The following is a 19,388-nucleotide window of genomic DNA, read 5'->3' on the forward strand; positions in this document are numbered from 1 at the left end:
ATTATTCCGGATTCAAAATCAGATTAGATTGTTTTAGCCACGGAATTGCTCCTCCTGGTCTATATGGAAGTTTACCTAACAAATTGAAAGTAGTTTTCTCTTTTCTAACAGAACCTATGGTAAAACAAACCTCAGGTAATTCATCCACACCAAATGCACTTTTTAATTTAGTATTCTGTTCTCTTTCAGCATCTGAAATCTTAGGATCTGACAAGTCAAGCTTTACTAAAATAACATTTTCTCGCGACCAAACTGCAAAATCTGGAGTATTAAATATTTCAGTTTGAATTTTTTGTGGTGCCCCTTCAATTGTAAAATATATTAAGAGCGGTTTTTTTTGTTCCATACCTGCAGCAACAGCATCCGTCATAGTCGTTTTCCAAACTAAGTTTTGTGCATGCGTAAGAAATGTACCTAAAAAAAACAGTAGGATTAGTAATTTTTTGATCATAATAATTTGGGTTTTAAGTAGGTTTATGCGACTAAATTAATATAATATCTCTATGAAACAAGTGTTATTTAGACAAAAAAGTTAATAAAAATACAAAAAAACGGAATTTATTAATAAAACATCAAATTTTTAAGGAAATGAAAAAAAATCATGTAATAAATTACAAAACTCTTTGTGACAATTACAATCAATTCAAAAAAAAAATCCCCTTTTACCATCAGGCAAAAAGGGATTATTAATCAACTTAATTCAAAGCTTACTATTCACTAGGATGCAATAGTGCGTTAGATTCTGCAATCCACGCTTTTGCTCCCCCAGGCTTATAGGCAATTTTCCCTAAAGCACTAAAGGTAGTTTTGTTTTTTCGGATGGATGCCAGCGCAAAACATACTTCAGGCAGCTCTTCAACTCCAAAAGCATTTTTAAGTTTTATATTTTGTTCTTTGTCACCGTCAGATGCAGCTGAGTCTGACAAATCAAGTCTTACTAAAATGACATTATCACGCGACCATACCGCAAAGTCGGGCGTTTTAAATATTTCATTTTGAAGATTTTCCCCTACACCTGAGGCAGTGAATAAAATTAACATTGGTTTTCTTTGTTCATTACTAATAGCAATTGCGTCAGTCATATTAGTTCTCCAAACTAAGTTCTGAGCATGCGTAAAAAATGAACCTAAAAAAAATAGTAGGATAAGTAATTTTTTGGTCATATGATTTCGGTTTTGGTTAGATTAGTGAGACGAAATTAACATATTATTTTAATTTTCCAATTTTAATTAATACAAAAAATACACAATGTGTTTTTTTAATTACAATAAAATAACAAATTAACAATTGAACATAAAATTAAGGACACCTTTTCTTACTAAACAAAAAAAACCTTATACAAAGTATAAGGTTTTAAAGTATTTTTAAATTTTAATTTTATCTAATTAGTGCTTTTTTGAGTTACAATTCCATTAGCAACCGCTAACCATGCACTAGGTCCACCGGCAACATATCCTGTTTGACCAAGACCTTTAAAGTTTACCTTTCCGTCTTTCGCTTCTGCACTTGTAAAATAAATGGTAGGGAATCCCTGAATTCCAAAAGCCTGTTGCAATTCGTTATTCTGATTTTTGATTTCAGGAGTTTGAGGTGTTCTTCTTGGATAATCTAATTCAACTAAAATTACGTTTTCAGCAGCCCATTTTGTAAATTCAGGCGTTTTTAAAACTTCATTCTGAAGACGAATACACCATCCACACCAATCACTTCCTGTAAAAAACATCAACATTGGCTTATGTACTTTATTACTCTCAGTAATAGCTTCTTTTACATCAGTATACCATTTCAACTCTTGTGATTGCATTGCAAACACACCAGTTAAAAAAAAGGTAATCAAAAATATTTTTTTCATACTGCTTTAATTTTTTACAAATTTAAACAAAATATACATTGCAAAATGCCGTCTATTTTACTTCTTGCATTAATTTTTTAATTAAGGGAGTTGTCACAATCAAAACGATACCCGCAATAAGCGAATAAAGTGCCAACTGATAATACCCATCTGTATAAGCAATAAGTTTAGACATTAAAGTTGCTCCCGTATTTGCATTTGACATTTCTGAACCTAACTTTCCTGCCGCTAATTGACCAAAAGCACTTGAAAGAAACCATAATCCCATCATCATTCCGAACAAACGTTTAGGCGACAATTTAGTAATTACCGACATTCCAATTGGGCCAATACATAATTCTCCAAGCGTGTAAATCAGATATCCTAAAGCAAAAACATTTAAAGAGCTTAATCCTTCCGGATTAATAAAAAATCTGGCACTGTAAAAAATAAAGAAACCAGCTGCCAATAATATAAAAGAAAGCCCAAATTTGATTACGGTATTAGGCTCAATTTTTCTTTTGTAGAGAAAAATCCATAAAATACCAACCAGAGGACTAAAAATAATAACATATAGCGAATTGATACTATTATTAACCACATTGGGGTCAATATTAAAAAACAACAATTTGTTTGATAAATTATCTTTTGCAAATAAGGATAAAGATCCTCCGGATTGCTCGGAAATTGCCATAAACATAAAATACCCAAAGATAAAAATGAAAGCCGCTAATAATTTATATTGCTGCTTTCTTTCCTTGATTCTCAATAATTCAAAGAAAAAATATCCTAGTGCAATCACCCCGATAGTATACATGAAATAATCTGTATAATCAGAATTAATTACCATAATATAAATAAACGGAATTACTACTATTGAACCAAGATAAACCGCAATCTCGTTCATTCTTCTCTTTTTAGGAGTTTGTCCTTCTAATGGAGAATTTCCAATTGGAGCCAAATGCTTTTTGGTTAAAAGAAATGTAACCACTCCAATAATCATAACAACTGCTGAAGACAGGAAACACAAACTCCAGGAATAATTTTTTCCTAAATAAATCGGAATTGCACCTCCAAGCATTCCACCAATATTGATTCCGGCATAAAAAAGCCCGTAACCCGCATCTCTGCGTCCGTCACTTTCATGATATAATTCCCCTACCATTGAAGATACGTTTGGTTTAAAGAAACCAGTTCCAATAATTGATAAAGTTATTCCATAATAAAAGAAATCATGAGGAGAGGCAGCGATAAGCAAATTCCCCAAAATCATGATAATCCCTCCAAACAGTAATGATTTTTTGAAACCTAAAACTTTATCAGCAAAGATTCCACCAATAAAAGTAAAGGCATATACAAAAGCCTGAATAGCCCCGTATTGAAGATTAGCTTTTCCTTCAAGTAAACCTAATTGATCAACCATGAAAAACGCTAAAACCCCTCTCATTCCGTAGAAACAAAAACGCTCCCACATTTCAACCAAAAACAAGTACCACAATTGTTTTGGGTACTTGCCTTTAAAATTTTGTATTTCTTCTAACGTAATTGTATTGCTTTCCATGTTATCTAACCCCGTGCATCATTTTTTTCAGGAACGGAGTCAAAGCAAATAATATAATTGCAGCGATACCTGTAAGAACCACAAATACCATAAAGAACTCATATAAGTTATGAATTTCGAATCCGGCAAAAAAGTGGTTATGCGCACTGATTTGGTGTTTTTCTAAAAGAGATAATTGCTCTGCAGTTGGAACAATTTTATTATCTAAAACTGCCTGAAGATCGATTCCTAATTCTTTTGCTTTTTCAAATTTATCTCCGGTTGCAGGCAAAATAGAACCTAAAGTTCCTCCTAAAGCATAACCCGAAGCATTTGACAAAAAGAATACTCCATAAAGTAACGAAGCAAAACGCTTTGGAGATAATTTACCTACCAACGACAAACCAATTGGAGACAAACACAACTCAGCACATGTATTTAAGAAATACAATAAAATAAGCCATTTTACTAAAAGCAATCCAGAAGTTCCAATGTATGAAACCTGAGTTGCGATCATAAAGAAACTGATCGAAATTATTACTAAGCCCGCAGCCAATTTTACCGGAGAAATTGGTTCTCTGTCTTTTGCTCTTAATGTATCCCAGAGAATACTAAATGGAACTGCCATAATTACCACAAATAATCCATTAAAAATTTGAACCATTGATGGCGGCATTAAGTAACCAAAGAAATGTCTGTCAGTTTGATTGTCGGCTATAAAAGTCAATGAAGAACCAGCCTGCTCGAATGCAGCCCAAAAGAAAATAATAAAGAATGACACAATATAAATTACAATAATTCTGTCTCTTTCAATTTTAGTCAATGAAGTATCCGAGATAATTAATCCGGCCAATGCCAATCCACTAGAATAAATCAAAGTGTAAATTAAATTCTGACCTACGACATAGTGGAAAAAGAAACCTAAAGCGATAAATGCAATTCCGGCAATAGTTAATGCTTTAGAAGAAAAATTGGCTTTTTGTGCCTCTCCTTCTTCAAAATCAGCTGCTACATTTTTAGAAGGCAATCCACCTAATGGTCTTCCTTCCGGAGAAACCACATATTTATTTTTTAAGAAGTAAAAAAGAACTGTTCCGATAAGCATTGCCGCTGAAGCAGCTAAGAACCCCCATCTGAAAGCATGAATATCTCTAATTCCGCCAGCATCTTTAACATCTCCTAACAAAGGACAAATAGACTGCCCTAAGAAAGCTCCCATGTTAATTCCCATATAGAAAATCGTGAAAGCGGTATCTAATTTTGTTTTTTCTTGTTTCGGATACAAACTTCCAACCATACTAGAAATATTTGGTTTGAAGAATCCGTTACCAAAAACAATAACACCTAATCCACAGTACATAATAGCTTTGGCCATTTCTAAATTACCTTCAAAAATACTTCCACTAGTAAACAACAACATTTGTCCTGTTGCCATTAATAATCCACCTAATAAGATACAATTTCTGTTTCCTAAAAAACGGTCAGCAACAAAACCGCCTAACATTGGCGTTAAATAGCAAAGCCCTAAAAAACCACCATAAATTAATGAAGCTTCTTCTTCTTTCATTAATAATGAGTTCACAAGAAATAAAGTCAATAAAGCTCGCATTCCATAAAAATTGAACCTCTCCCACATCTCCGTTCCAAACAATACCCAAAGTCCTTTTGGATGCGCAGTTTTTACTTGAGTTTCTCCCATATTATTCATTATTTATTTAAGGTTAAAAGATTTAGATTATAAGTTTTCTTTGATAAAGTTAGTCATTTTATTATAAAGCTGAATTCTCGTTTTGCCTCCAAAAATACCATGATTTTTATCTGGATATATCTGAGAATCAAATTGTTTATTAGCCTGAATTAATGCTTCCATCATTTGCATTGAGTTTTGCACATGAACGTTGTCATCACCTGATCCGTGAATCAATAAAAACTTACCTTTTAATTTATCAACGTGATTTATTGGAGAATTCTGATCGTATCCGCTTGCATTTTCCTGAGGCGTCTGCATGTATCTTTCTGTGTAAACACTATCGTAAAAACGCCAGTTTGTTACCGGAGCTACTGCAATTGCCATTTTAAAAACGTCGTTTCCTTGAAAAATACAGTTTGAAGCCATAAAACCTCCATAACTCCATCCAAAGATTCCAATTCTTGAAGCATCAACATATGGATAAGCTCCAATTACTTTTGCAGCATCAATCTGATCTTCAACTTCATATTTTCCAAGCTCTTTTTGAGTAATTTTTTTGAAATCAGCACCCTTAAAACCTGTTCCTCTTCCGTCAACACAAGCTACAATATAGCCTTGCTGTGTAAGTGACAAAAACCAATAATCATCAGAATTATTCCAGTCGTTATTTACTTGTTGAGATCCCGGGCCTGAATATTGGTACATGAAGACAGGATATTTTTTAGAAGGATCAAAATCTTTTGGCTTTAAAATCCATGCATTAAGTTCGTTTCCTTTAGCCGTTTTTAAAACGAAGAATTCTTTTGCAGGAAGATTATACGATTTTAGCTTATCGGCAAGTGCCTGATTATTTTCGATAATCTGTATTTCTTTTCCCGTTTTTGCCTCGTTTAAAGTATAAGTTGTAGGCTGTGAATTACTTGAGAAAGTATTAATGAAGTATTGGAAATTAGGGCTGAAAGTCGCAACGCTTGTTCCAACTTTTGTTGTTAAACGTAATTTGCTTTTTCCCTCTAAACCAATTCTGTAAATATCTCTGTTGATTGAACCATTTTCTGTAGATTGATAGAAAATAGTTTTTGTTTTTTCATCGAAACCGTAGTAAGACACCACTTCCCAATTTCCTTTTGTAACCTGATTTTTAAGTTTTCCTGTTTTATCATATACATAAATATGATTAAAACCATCTTTTTCGCTTGTCCAGATAAAGCTGTTATCTTTTAAGAATGTCAAATTATCTGTAACATCTATGTAAGCTTTGTCTTTTTCATTTAAAACCACTTTCGCAGCAGCTGTGGTTCCGTCTACAAATAACAAATCAAGATTGTCCTGATGACGATTTAAAACCTGAGCTGATAATACATTATTATCATTTGTCCATTGTAGCCTTGCAATATAAAAGTCATTATAATTTCCTAAATCAACTTTTTTGGTTGCATTTGCAGCTGCATCATATATATGTAATGAAACTACTGAATTTTTTTCTCCTGCCTTTGGATATTTAAACGTTTCAATGGTTGGATATAAATCTTTATGAAACATTGACATTGAAAATTCTGGAACAGCACTTTCGTCAAAACGAATATAAGCTAGTTTCTTACTGTCTTTACTCCAGTCAAAAGCCCGGACAAATGCAAATTCTTCTTCATAAACCCAATCCGTAATACCATTAATAACGGCATTTTTCTTCCCATCAGTAGTAACTGCTGTTGATTTTTTAGAAGCTACATCATATACATAAAGATTATTTTCTCTGGCATAAGCGATTTTAGCCCCATCAGGTGAGAAAGTTGGTTCCTGAACCTGAAAATCGAAAAGTTTGATTAAGGATTTTGAAGAAATATCGTATAAAAAATAATCTGCAGTAAAAGAGTGACGGAAGATTTTATTCGTATTGCATGCAATTAAAATCTTTTTTTCTGAGGCATCAAAAGTATAACTATCAATTCCGTTCGAAAGTTCCTTATGATTTTTTGTATCAATTAAATTAGACACTTTTTTTAAAGTTGCAAAATCATATAAGTCGATTTGCATGCTTCTGCTGGCCTGATCAGCATTTAAAACAGTATATTGATCTGTGTTTTTTAGTGATTGAAGTTCGTCCATTCCTTTCGCCTTGAATGTCCCTCCATAAATGTTTTCGACAGTAATTTTTTGTTGTCCAAATACAGTAGCAACTAAAAATAAAAGTACTACCGTTATTTTACTTGTATTCATTAGAATTGTTTTAAATATAAAAAGAGCCCAATTTTAGTAAAAAAAATAAACATAATACACATTTTAAGTGTTAAATGTTAAAAAAAATAACGATTGCGTACTTTTCAAACTTCAAATAGATTGTAAACAAAACTCTTAAATTGGTATCTTTGCCACAACATTATTATTTAATATACTGAAAATGAACAATGCTGTTGCCGGATTCTCTAAATTATCCAAAAAAGAAAAAATAAACTGGATCGCCAATGAATATTTTTCTACCCCAAATGAGGCACTTAATATCATAAGAAATTACTGGAATTCAGATGAGAAGCTTCAACAATTGCATGATGAATTCATCGAAAATACGATCACAAATTTTTATATTCCACTGGGAGTTGCTCCTAATTTTTTAATCAACGGAAAATATAAAACAATTCCGATGGCAATTGAAGAAAGTTCTGTTGTTGCCGCAGCTTCAAAATCTGCAAAATACTGGGCTACTCGTGGCGGATTTAAAACAACAGTTATTAATACCGAAAAAATTGGTCAGGTTCATTTTACATTTAATGGAGATACAGAAAAACTACACTCTTTCTTTGACCAAATAAAACCTAAATTTTTCTCTGATACCCAAAGTATAACCAAAAATATGCAACAACGCGGTGGCGGAATTTTAGATATCAAACTTAAAGACAAAAGAAGTTTATTAGAAAACTACTTTCAGCTTCATGCTACTTTCGAAACGAAAGACAGTATGGGAGCTAATTTCATTAATTCCTGTTTAGAGCAATTTGCCACAACTTTAAAAAATGAATTTCAGGATTCTGATCTTTTTTCAGAAAACGAGACTATCAAAGTAATTATGAGCATTTTATCCAATTATGTTCCGAATTGCCTTGTTCGAGCTGAAGTTTCCTGCCCAATAGAAGATTTAGCAGAGAAGCATATCACCGATCCACAGGATTTCGCCGAACGATTTGTTCAGGCTGTTCAAATTGCCGAAGTTGAGCCTTTTAGGGCCGTAACACACAATAAAGGTATTATGAACGGAGTCGATGCGGTAATTTTAGCTACCGGAAACGATTTTAGAGCAGTTGAAGCTGGCGTTCATGCGTACGCTTCTCGCAATGGTCAATATTCGAGTCTATCACATGCTAAAATCGAAAACGGAATATTTACTTTTTGGTTAGAAATCCCACTTGCCTTAGGAACTGTTGGCGGACTTACTTCTTTACATCCGTTGGTAAAGCTATGTCTTGAAATGCTTGAAAAACCATCGGCACAAGAATTAATGGAAATCGTTGCGGTTGCAGGTCTGGCACAAAACTTTGCTGCCTTACGTTCTTTAACGACAACCGGAATTCAGGAAGGACATATGAAAATGCACTTAAACAATATTATCAATCAATTTGAAGCCAACGAAGAAGAACGTCATTTAATTAAATCACATTTTAAGAAAAATGTCGTTTCACATAGCGCTGTAGTTGAATTTATCGAGAATTTACGAAAATAAAACAAATAAAAAATTCCAAATATTATAGTTTCCGAAAAAATTCCAAATCCCAACAATAATTGGAATTTGGACTCGAGCACCAGCGAACAGGCGAAGCAATTTTAAAATATTGAATTTATTATAAAAACACAATATATTGAGGCTAAAAAATACAGAATGAAAAAAACCTTTTATAGTAACGGAAAACTTTTAATAACAGGCGAATATCTGGTTTTAGATGGCGCCAAAGCCTTTGCCTTACCTACAAAATTTGGCCAGGATTTAGTTGTAGAAAAGGGTTCAAACCAGGAAATACAATGGAAAAGTTATAATTTTGATGATCACTTGTGGTTTGAAGATACTATTTCATTTTCTGAAATAATAAATAATGTTGAGTCAAAAATCGAAACTGTAAAAACAACTTTAACTAACATTTTACACGAAGCTTATCTTTTAAATCCCGATTTTATAAATAATTCTGAGGGATATAAAATCAGCACTCATCTTACTTTTCCAAAAAACTGGGGATTAGGGACTTCATCAACTTTATTAAACAATGTAGCGCGGTGGACAAAAATTGATGCTTTTACTTTGCTTAAAAACAGTTTTGGAGGTAGTGGTTATGATATTGCCTGCGCTCAAAATAATACTCCTATTATTTATCGATTAGAGCAAAATTTGCCAATCGTAGAAAAGGTAGAATTCAATCCTGAATTTACTAAAAACATCTTTTTTGTTTACCTAAATAAAAAACAAAGTAGTAAAATCGCCATCAAAGCTTATTACAACAACAAAAATGAAAATTTAGCAGAAAATATTCAGGATAACAATAAAATTACAAGAGCTATACTGGAAGCAAAAACACTTAACGAATTTGCACATTTTGTAGAAAAGCATGAAATACATTTGAGCAACATTCTGGAACTACAAACTATTAAAGAAATTGTATTTCCAGACTTTAATGGAGTTGTAAAAAGTCTTGGTGCCTGGGGTGGAGATTTTGTAATGGCAATTTCAAAAGAAAACCCAAAAGAATATTTCACCTCACAAGGATACGAAACAATCCTTACTTATGACGAAATGATTTTGCAGCAATAAAAATATTGGATAACCTACCTAAAAGCAAAAAAGTGACTTTAATAATTCACTTTTTTGCTTTTAATATCTTTTGTCTCCAGGCGACGAACCTTCTGGCTTTCCTGCTCATTAGATTCAATAAGCGTATTGTGTAAACGTTCTGCCATTTTTTCTATACTGTTGTTGATAGAATCATACACCAATTCCATTCTGCGATGTTTCTCTTCCTTAACTGCTTTTAAAACATCTTCTACAAAAATCTTATCGTACTTTTCAGCAACAGAATCGCGTGTATTAGTCAACCTTATAACATAATCGTTACTCAATATAGTAACTTTAAAATGCTGTTCTTCATTACTTAAATAGTACTTACCTCCCAGCTCATCAACATTGATGTCGGTACTGCTGACTTTTAAAAGTTCCGTTATTATTCCATAGATATGATTTTCTATTTTGGAATATACTCTGGGCTTTCTTTTAAAAAAATTAAACATGAAAAACATTAAACACTTGATAATTAGGGTAGTTTTGTATCATTTCTTCACAATTTTTATTTAACATTCATTAAAATCAAATCTATTTTCCTACAACAAAAATTCGAGCAAATTAACTGTATAATTTTGAATATCACAAATTTTTTAAATTATATTTCGATTATTCCTATATAATTAAAGAAAAACAAATAGGTCTTTATTACAAAAAACAAGTGACAACCCTATTAAAAACAGAAAAACCCGAAACATTTAAAATGCTTCGGGTTTCTTATATTTATTAAGTACTACTTAGTAGTTAAACTGCAGTCTGTTATCTTCTATTTTAGCATTGTTTTTCAACGCTGGTAAAATTCTGCTTGAATCAGATGCGCTTTGAGCTTTTACTTTAGCCACATATTCTGCGTGGTTAGCAATTGCCGGAGCTTTTATAGTACTGATGTTTTTTACAACATATACACCTGTATTTCCTTCAATTGGAGCAGAAACTTTATTTGCCGTTAAAGCAAATGCGTTTCCAACAACTTTTGGCTCTTGTCCAACTCCGCCAGGTAAAACAGGATTATCCATAGTAACGTTAGCAGCTTGTTGAACAGCTACACCTGCACTTTTAGCAATAGCTTCAAGGCTTGATCCAGTCAATTTAGCTTTTAACATTTCAGCTTTTTTCTTGTTTTTCAAGATTGGCTCAACATAAGGTCTGGCCATCGTAACAGATACTAAACCTGATTTGTTTTCGCTTTTGTATTGAGCAATTACGTGACCAATATTAGCTAATTCAAAACGTTTTACATCTCCAATACTAGTTTCTTTGTCAAATGCCCATCTTACAATGTTACGTTGGTTTCCTAATGGACCAAACGCTTCATCCATAGCTTTTGCAGTTACCGGAGCAGCAACTTTTAGACCTAATTCTTTTGCTGTAGCAGCAAAATCTTTATCAGCAGCATCCATTTCGAATTTAGTTGCCAATGTAAATACTTTATCAGAAGTAGCTTCAGATGGCTCAATTTTTTGAGCGATTGTAGCTAAACGAATTCCGTCTTGTTTATCTGTAATTTTGATAATGTGGAAACCAAAAGGAGTTTCTACTAAACCAACTTTTCCAATTCCGTTATTGAATACAAAATCATTGAATGGTTTTACCATTTGATTTGGACCAAAATATCCTAAATCACCACCTTGCTGTGCAGATGAATCATCAGAGCTTGTAAAAGCCAACATCATGAAGCTATCAGGATTAGCCTGAACCTGAGCTAAAATTTCTTCAGCTTTAGCTTTAGCTTCTTCTTTAGTTCTTTTTTCTTTTTGGTTTGGAGTTTGAGATCCTTCGTAACCAATTAAGATATGACTTGCTTTTGCATTTACTCCAGCTTTAAATCCTAAAGACTTAGAAATAGCGTAGTATCTTCCAAAAACGTAAGGTCCATAAATTGCACCAGCAGGTAAGCTGAATAATTTATCAGCATCTACTGCAGGTAAACTATTTTTAGGCACATATGTAGAATCATAAGGAACATCAGAATTTGCGTTTACAAATTCAGCAACATTTGTTGCGCTTCTGAAACCAGCTAAAGTATCATTTTTACCAGTTTTAGCATTGTAAACAACACTTCCGTTTAATAATCCTGTGATTTTAGCTTTAATTTCAGCTTCATCTTCTTTTGAAGCTTTATCTTCTACTAAAACATATTGAATCTCACGAGTTTCGTCCGCTTTGAATTTCTTCTCGTTTTTCTTCATATAAGCTACAATCTCATCATCAGAAATTTTCACATCACTATCTTTAATAGAAGAATACAATGCACCAACATAAGCAAAGTTCACTTTGTTAGCTTCCATTTCGTATTTCAACTTTCCTTCACTAGCAGTTGTGTAAAGTCCAGATTTAATTAACGTATTGTAGATTTGAAATTTTGCATTTAATTCAGCATCTTTTTCTTTTGCAGAAATATATTGAGCTGCTTCAGGGTTTGTTTTGAAATACTCTTTAAATTTCACAATATCAAACATACCTGCAGCATTAAGGAACATTGGGTTTTTTCCAATATTCGGATCTGCTTTCAAAACTTCAATTAAGTGTTTTTCTCCAACTCTCAATCCTAATTTATCAAACTGAGCTGATAATAATGCGATTGAAACTTCTTGATCCCAAACTCTGTTTGCAGCTTCAGTGGAAGTAATTCCCTGCCCACTTTTTTCAACATTACTAACTTTAACTCTAAAGTCTTCAAATGAAATATCTTTTCCATCGATGCTTCCCACATCTTTTGAACTTTGACCAAAAGTACCGCTGTTGAATAGATCTTGTATTATAAATGCAAATAATGCAAGTGCAATAACTCCTATCAATAATGCGGAACGCTGTCTAATTTTTGCTAAAACTGCCATTTTTATTATCGTTAATTTTATATTCAGTTTGCGAAAATACAATTATCTAGTTAATAACAATACAACTAGCAATTTTTTTTGCACAATTTTTTTAATTAATAAAAGAAATCACTCTTTTATTGTCATTTTTACTAATTCAATTTTCTTATTTGTGGCTTCTTCTATCACGAAATGATAGTTATCTATTACAATTTCTTCTCCTTTCAAAGGAATTTCCTTCGTAAAATTCACTATAAACCCTCCCAGAGTCCCGTATGAGTCTTCTTCAGGAATCATTAATTTATAGGCTTCATTTAGGTATTCAACATCTAATCTTGTAGAAAACAAATACTTACCCTCACCCAATTCCTGCTCGATTAATTCTTCATCTAAATCATGTTCATCTTCAATTTCCCCAAACAACTCCTCCACAATATCTTCTATCGTAATAATTCCGGAAGTACCTCCATATTCATCTAAAACAACAGCGACATTTTTTCTCTTTTTAATCAAAAGATTTAAAGCGTCTTTTATCAAAATAGTTTCAGGAACAAACTCAACTGTCATCAAAACTGATTTTATCGTCTTTGGTTTTTTGAATAAATCGAATGAATGCACATAACCTACAATATCATCGAGTGAGTTTTGACTGACTACAATCTTAGAATAACCAGTCTCTATAAAAAGTTCTTTAAGATCTGTTATACTGTCAAATAAATCTATATCAACGATTTCGGTACGCGGCGTCATAATATCGCGCGCTTTTACACCTGAAAATTCTAATGCATTCTGAAAAATCTGAATTTCAGAATCTACTTCATCGTCATCTTCAACTGAATTCATTTGTTCCGTAATATAATTTCCAAGTTCCACTTTACTAAAATAGAGTTGCACCTGATCCCCTTCTGTTTTAAAGAATTTTCTCAAAACAAAATCTGAAATCCATATAAAAAAAGTAGATATGTAATAAAACAAACGGTAAAACAAATAAGCAGGAACAGCCAAAATCTTAATCAAAGAATTGGCATAAATCTGAAAGAAGACTTTCGGTAGAAATTCAGCGGTAATTAAAACGATAAAAGTTGAAATCAGGGTCTGAACCAATAAACTGGTAATATCCGAAAAATGATATCCTAATTTGGTGATGCATTTTAAAATTAAATCACCCATAAAAAACCCGTAAATAACCAAAGCGACATTATTACCAATAAGCATTGCGGCAATAAATTTTGAGGGATTCTCTGTAAGTTTGGTTAAAATCTGGGAAGCAAAATTATCTTGTTTTTTTTCGATCCCAAGATAAATTTTGTTCGAGGAAATAAAAGCTATTTCCATTCCTGAAAAAAAGGCTGATAGTATTAAACAAAGTATTATAATACTAATTTCCATTTTTACTGTTTTTTATTACGATCATCAAATTTCTTGACAAATTTTCTTCTGAAGAAAAACATAAAAACTGCCATTCCGGCAATTATAAAGCTCAAGGCATAATTTTCATTACCTTCATTTAACTTAATAACTCCGTCGTAAATAAAGTAAACCGCAAATGCAATGTAAACGTATTGTGTATATTTTAAGTAACCCATAATTGTTTTATTCGTTGGCTTCTAATTCGCCTGTTATTCGTTGTGAATTTATCACTTTAAAATCTTTACTAAAGTCAATTCCCTGACCATTTGAAACTCCTTTAGCATCGGTAAGTTTAAATTTTCTTTCGGTATAAAACCATTCATTTTTCTGGTCGAAATACAGTTGTTCTGTTTCGAGCATCTGACCGGTTTCTGAAGTAATTTTTACTTTACCCTGTAAATCTATAATTCCGGTTTGTTTATAGGAAACCGCGTAATTTGCTTTTATAAAAGTACGCTTTTGTTTTTTATCATAAAGCGTAACATCAATTCCTTTTGGGAATTCAGTAAAAGGAAATTCCAGATTAGAATAATCCAGCATTTTTCGGCTTTTAAGAACCCCTGTAATGCGTCCTGAATCAGTATATTTTATGTTAACCGTATCTGCATCACTTCCCGGAACAAATTCTGAAAAGTTAATTTTTTGAACTTCCTTAAAATTACTTTCACATCCAAAAAACAGTGTCACAGCAAGAACTGTGACAGCGGTTATAATATATTTCTTTGGTAAATTCATTTGCCAAATGTAGTAAATTGTAATGAGCTTAAAAAAACACAACAGTTTATGTTTAATTGAATTTACTCTTCACGAACCATCTGTCGTTAAAAGAGAAGCTTAAACTAAAGTTCATATAATTTTCCTGGATCAAACCTGCAGATGTAGTTCCTCTTTTACCAAATTCAATTCCTAAATTCACATTTGAAAAAGATCCGGTAATAGGGAATCCAGCCCCTAAAGTCATTCCGACATCATTAATTGACTGGTTATTAATTACTAAACCAATTTTCTCATATTTCAAACCAGCTCTATAGGTAATTCTGCTGAAGTAACTTGAAAACGAAGTATAATTTGGAATGTAATATCCTCCAACCGCATATTTCGAATACTTCTCGTAACGTACATCATCACTAGAGTTATAGTAGTTTGCATATCGTCCATCACCCTGAAAAGCTAATGTAGTACCAACTAACCATTTTCTCGCCTCTCCAACACCAACACCAATCGTTAATTTATTAGGTAATTTTAAATTAGTTTCTGTTGATGGATATTCATAAGGATCCGGATCTCCGGAAACCGAAATAATTCTCGCATTATCCGATTTTAAAGTACTTGCAAAAGTGTAACTTAAGCTAGTAAATAAAGTCGTTTTTTTATAAATCTTTCTTTGATACATAGTACCAATGTTAAAATTCACACCAGATAATTCAGATTGATTCGTTTCTCGGGTTACACTTGCAACGTCTGTAATACCTTCAATACTTGTTGTTGTAATTTGTCCAAAATTATATTGTACATCAGCTCCAATATTCCAATTTGGCAAAATCTTATATCCTAAACCAAAGAATACCTTATTAACACCACCTTTTCCTTCAAACTGACTATTTGTTGCACCAGTTACATCAGAATTATTATTTATAATTTTATATCCCACAGAAGATAACGGAACCAAACCAAAAGCAGCTCCAAATTTACCCATCGGAATTCCTACTGCTAAATAATCAAAAGTAGATCTTTGCGCTTTTGCAGATTCATTAGTATTTTTTAATGTAGATGTTCCAAAAGTTCCTCCAATCGTAAATGTAGTCTGTCTTAAACTCGCATAACTTGAAGGGTTATCAATATTCAAGTGAATACTATCCTGCTCTACTGATACGCCACCCATAGATCTGTTTTCAAGAGTACCTTTGAATCTTGCATCACCAATTCCGTAAAAAGAATAAGGAGAAGCTGTACCTTGCTGAGCAAATGAAACGAACGAGATAAGTAAACAAGCACTTATTATAATTTTTTTAATCATTGTCGATTTTATATTGAAATGTTTGGTTCAAACTTTCCAAAAGGAAATTTGAATTGGCAAATATGGTATTTTTTAATCGTTTAGCCAAAAATTCTGCATCGCCACCCGTTAAAATTATTATAAAATTTGAAAAGTTCTCCCGATATTCATCGATAAAACCATCAATCTCATAGACGAACCCATTGACAACACCAGAATGAATCGCTTCTTTGGTAGAGTTTCCTATATAGGATTCAGGAGTATCTAGTGTTAATAAAGGCAGTTTGGCCGTGAAATTATGCAATGCTTCGTAACGCAATCGCAAACCTGGGGAGATCGCTCCGCCCAGATAATTATCATTTTCGTCGATAAAATCGTAAGTTATGCAAGTTCCGGCATCAATTACTAATCTATTTTGTTTTGGGAATTGCAACGTAGCTCCGGCAGCCAAAACCATTCGATCAATTCCTAAAGTTTTTGGCGTTGCATATTTATTGATGAAAGGGAAAACATCTTCATGAGTTAAAAAATGAATTTTTAGCTGACCTTCGAATGTCAAAAAAGACTGTCTTTCGACATTTCCAACCGAAGCAACGACCAAATCGGTGCAGTTTTGAAATTTTTCTAAAATTATTTTAATTTTTTTTTCGAGTTCATTTTTCTCAAAAATAAAATTTTCAACAACAGTACTTCCCTCAAAGACAGCCGCTTTAATTCGAGTGTTTCCTACATCAACCGCTAAAACCATGTTTGTTTTTTTATCAACGCGAAGATACGAATTGATTTTTTTAAAAAAATGTTTTGGATAAACGAAAAATGATTCTATCTTTGCACCCGCAATGAGCACAACACGGTACCTTAGCTCAGATGGTAGAGCAATGGACTGAAAATCCATGTGTCCCTGGTTCGATCCCTGGAGGTACCACCAAAACCCACTCAACTGAGTGGGTTTTTTGTTTTTAATACCTTGAGAAAATTTAAATTCCAAATTCCAATAAAGCTTAACCGCAAGGAACGCTAAGGTTTACGCAAAGTTCACAGGGTTTTATTAAACTTTGAGAACCGCGCTTTTTTTTGCGTGTTTGCGGTTAAAGAAAAACTCAAGGTTACAACTCTGAAATTCTACCTTTTTATAACCCAAGGTTTCAACCTTGGGAATACATATTGATAATGCATGTATATTAGTGTCCCAACGGTTGAAACGTAGGCTATGTTCTTGATTATGTAGATTCGTTTTGATTCTTCGATTTTTGAACAAACAAAAACCATTATATCTTATCTTTTTGCAGAAAAACATAGCGACCCTCGCGTAAATCTTAGCGCTCTTCGCGGTTAAAATCTTTCACTTTGAAACTTTATTACTACTAAAAAGTGTAAAGTCAACAATTAAGTTGTTTTTGTTAAAAAAGTATCAACTAAATAAAAAAATATCTTATATATTCGTAAAATCATACTTTACTATTTTATTTACTATTAAAAACACAGAGCGTTTTATGAGCAAAACTTCGACTAAAGGCATTTGGAAAGTTATTTCAGCTTCCTCGATGGGAACAATGATTGAATGGTATGATTTCTATATTTTTGGAAGCTTAGCTGTTGTAATTTCTACCAAATTTTTTCCAAGTGATAATCCAACAGCTGCCTTTTTATCAACATTAGCGACTTTCGCTGCCGGATTTGTGGTTCGCCCTTTTGGTGCTTTGTTTTTTGGAAGACTTGGTGATATTATTGGTCGTAAATATACTTTTATGGCTACCTTATTATTAATGGGTGGCTCTACATTTTTAATAGGATGTATTCCGAGTTATGAAACTATAGGTTTTCTAGCTCCTTTATTAGTGCTAATTCTACGTTTGTTACAAGGACTTGCTCTTGGTGGTGAATATGGAGGGGCAGCGACTTATGTTGCAGAACACGCTCCTGTTGGACAAAAAGGATATTGGACTTCCTGGATTCAAACCACAGCTACTGTTGGTTTATTCATTTCGTTAATGGTGATACTGGCAACTAAAAATGTCCTTTCAGCAGAAGACTTTGATTCCTGGGGATGGCGAGTTCCGTTTTGGGTTTCTATCGTTATGGTTGGAGTTTCTTATTTAATCCGAAAAAATATGGACGAATCTCCTGTATTTGCCAAGGCTAAAAAAGAAGGAACTACCAGTGCAAATCCGCTTAAAGAAAGTTTTGGAAACCGATATAATTTAAAATTTGTTTTATTAGCCCTTTTTGGAGCAACAATGGGACAAGGTGTTGTTTGGTATACGGGACAGTTCTATGCCATGAGTTTTATGAAAACCGTTATGAATGTAGATTCTTCACAAGTTGACGGGCTTTTAGGAATTGCACTTTTAATAGGAACTCCATTTTTTATTGTCTTTGGATGGCTGAGCGACAAAGTAGGTCGTAAATACATTATGATGTTTGGAATGTTACTCGCGATTTTATCTTATCGTTCTATATACAAAGAAATGTACAACACTACTAATGTGAGTTACAAAACCGAAATCGTTGAAAAAACAACGAAAAACATTGAAACAACGAAGAATAATGATATTGTAACCACTATCTCTAAAACCTATACAGACGGAACTTCGTATATAGAAAAGAAAACAGATTTTGCCAATAAAAAAACATCTCAAAGTACTATTTCAATCAAAATAAATTCTGAAGATGAGTGGGCTTTAATTTTTTGGGTCTTTGTTCAGGTGTTATTTGTAACAATGGTTTACGGACCTATTGCTGCATTTTTAGTAGAAATGTTTCCAACAAAAATCAGATACACTTCGATGTCGTTGCCGTATCATGTTGGGAATGGAATTTTTGGAGGTTTGCTTCCTGCAATTTCGACCTATTTTGTAACACATGCAAAAGCCAGTGGAAAAGCCGACTTTTATCTTGACGGACTTTGGTATCCAATTATTATTGCATCGGTCTGTTTTGTAATAGGAATGGTTTACATCGATAATAAAAACAAAACGAATCACCTTTAAAACCTACATAATATGAATACAGTTAAAAAAATTTTAGGTGTTTTGTGGATTATACTATCCATTGCCGCGGCTTATTTTTGTGTCTTTGAATTTGGTTTGCCCAAATTTCTATCGGACCAGCAGGATGATTTAGTCTTTGGAATTATTATCCTATTTATTCTTACCCCATTAATCGTTTTAGGCTTGGGAACTTTTGGTTATTTTTCTATGATTGGCGAATACGATCAGAAAAAATAACCAAATCAACTTAAAATTGAAAAGGCTGTCAATTTTTTTGACAGCCCTTTCGCATTACTAAACTA

The 19,388-nt window shown here is 32.9% G+C and carries 17 protein-coding genes and 1 tRNA gene; 5 read left to right on the top strand and 13 right to left on the bottom strand.

The window, feature by feature from the left end:
- Position 1: 1 nt before the first annotated feature.
- From AC6CH4_RS03005 to AC6CH4_RS03030, 6 genes are all read right to left on the bottom strand, one after another.
- Positions 2-451, bottom strand: a complete 450-nt coding sequence (locus tag AC6CH4_RS03005) for a thioredoxin family protein (protein WP_498100024.1) — start codon at positions 449-451, stop codon at positions 2-4.
- A gap of 259 nt (positions 452-710) precedes the next feature.
- The gene (locus tag AC6CH4_RS03010) at positions 711-1,163 is read right to left on the bottom strand and encodes a thioredoxin family protein (RefSeq protein WP_498100026.1); all 453 of its coding nucleotides are present in this window, start codon (positions 1,161-1,163) and stop codon (positions 711-713) included.
- Between the two features lie 218 nt (positions 1,164-1,381).
- Complete coding sequence (locus AC6CH4_RS03015; protein ID WP_498100028.1) at positions 1,382-1,852, bottom strand: thioredoxin family protein; 471 nt, start codon at positions 1,850-1,852, stop codon at positions 1,382-1,384.
- Between the two features lie 52 nt (positions 1,853-1,904).
- Entirely contained in the window at positions 1,905-3,392 is a 1,488-nt protein-coding gene (locus tag AC6CH4_RS03020; RefSeq protein WP_498100030.1) for a peptide MFS transporter, read from the bottom strand.
- Between the two features lies 1 nt (position 3,393).
- Positions 3,394-5,070, bottom strand: a complete 1,677-nt coding sequence (locus tag AC6CH4_RS03025; RefSeq protein ID WP_498100032.1) for a peptide MFS transporter — start codon at positions 5,068-5,070, stop codon at positions 3,394-3,396.
- Positions 5,071-5,106: 36 nt separating this feature from the next.
- Positions 5,107-7,278, bottom strand: a complete 2,172-nt coding sequence (locus AC6CH4_RS03030) for a S9 family peptidase (protein WP_498100034.1) — start codon at positions 7,276-7,278, stop codon at positions 5,107-5,109.
- A 181-nt stretch (positions 7,279-7,459) separates the two neighbouring features.
- Here AC6CH4_RS03030 and AC6CH4_RS03035 point away from each other — a divergent pair, with 181 nt between their 5' ends.
- Both AC6CH4_RS03035 and AC6CH4_RS03040 read left to right on the top strand, forming a co-directional pair.
- Entirely contained in the window at positions 7,460-8,773 is a 1,314-nt protein-coding gene (locus AC6CH4_RS03035; protein WP_498100036.1) for a hydroxymethylglutaryl-CoA reductase, degradative, read from the top strand.
- A gap of 156 nt (positions 8,774-8,929) precedes the next feature.
- Positions 8,930-9,850, top strand: coding sequence for a GYDIA family GHMP kinase (locus tag AC6CH4_RS03040; protein WP_498100038.1), 921 nt, complete (start codon positions 8,930-8,932; stop codon positions 9,848-9,850).
- Between the two features lie 38 nt (positions 9,851-9,888).
- Here AC6CH4_RS03040 and AC6CH4_RS03045 read toward each other — a convergent pair whose 3' ends face one another.
- From AC6CH4_RS03045 to AC6CH4_RS03075, 7 genes are all read right to left on the bottom strand, one after another.
- A complete protein-coding gene (locus AC6CH4_RS03045) occupies positions 9,889-10,332 on the bottom strand; it encodes a hypothetical protein (RefSeq protein ID WP_498100040.1) in 444 nt (147 codons plus the stop codon).
- A 279-nt stretch (positions 10,333-10,611) separates the two neighbouring features.
- A complete protein-coding gene (locus AC6CH4_RS03050; RefSeq protein ID WP_498100042.1) occupies positions 10,612-12,711 on the bottom strand; it encodes a peptidylprolyl isomerase in 2,100 nt (699 codons plus the stop codon).
- Between the two features lie 108 nt (positions 12,712-12,819).
- Positions 12,820-14,079, bottom strand: coding sequence for a hemolysin family protein (locus tag AC6CH4_RS03055; protein WP_498100044.1), 1,260 nt, complete (start codon positions 14,077-14,079; stop codon positions 12,820-12,822).
- A gap of 2 nt (positions 14,080-14,081) precedes the next feature.
- Positions 14,082-14,276 carry a hypothetical protein gene (locus AC6CH4_RS03060; RefSeq protein ID WP_192186201.1) on the bottom strand — a complete coding sequence of 65 codons (195 nt, stop codon included), beginning with the start codon at positions 14,274-14,276 and terminating at the stop codon, positions 14,082-14,084.
- Positions 14,277-14,283: 7 nt separating this feature from the next.
- Positions 14,284-14,835, bottom strand: a complete 552-nt coding sequence (lptC, locus tag AC6CH4_RS03065; protein ID WP_498100046.1) for an LPS export ABC transporter periplasmic protein LptC — start codon at positions 14,833-14,835, stop codon at positions 14,284-14,286.
- 52 nt (positions 14,836-14,887) lie between these two features.
- Positions 14,888-16,117 carry a BamG family beta-barrel-assembly machinery protein gene (gene bamG, locus AC6CH4_RS03070; protein ID WP_192186203.1) on the bottom strand — a complete coding sequence of 410 codons (1,230 nt, stop codon included), beginning with the start codon at positions 16,115-16,117 and terminating at the stop codon, positions 14,888-14,890.
- Positions 16,110-16,844, bottom strand: coding sequence for a type III pantothenate kinase (locus AC6CH4_RS03075; RefSeq protein WP_498100048.1), 735 nt, complete (start codon positions 16,842-16,844; stop codon positions 16,110-16,112). The genes bamG and AC6CH4_RS03075 overlap by 8 nt, the downstream gene beginning before the upstream one ends.
- Positions 16,845-16,948: 104 nt before the next feature.
- On the opposite strand from AC6CH4_RS03075, the gene AC6CH4_RS03080 reads away from it, so the two are divergent.
- The 3 genes from AC6CH4_RS03080 (at position 16,949) to AC6CH4_RS03090 (ending at position 19,323) form a co-directional block, all read left to right on the top strand.
- Positions 16,949-17,024 (top strand) — tRNA-Phe (locus AC6CH4_RS03080).
- A gap of 565 nt (positions 17,025-17,589) precedes the next feature.
- Positions 17,590-19,086, top strand: coding sequence for an MFS transporter (locus AC6CH4_RS03085; RefSeq protein WP_498100050.1), 1,497 nt, complete (start codon positions 17,590-17,592; stop codon positions 19,084-19,086).
- Positions 19,087-19,098: 12 nt separating this feature from the next.
- Entirely contained in the window at positions 19,099-19,323 is a 225-nt protein-coding gene (locus tag AC6CH4_RS03090; protein WP_492967506.1) for a DUF6814 family protein, read from the top strand.
- Positions 19,324-19,388 lie beyond the last annotated feature (65 nt).

Source organism: Flavobacterium sp. GQ95 (genome assembly GCF_059758655.1).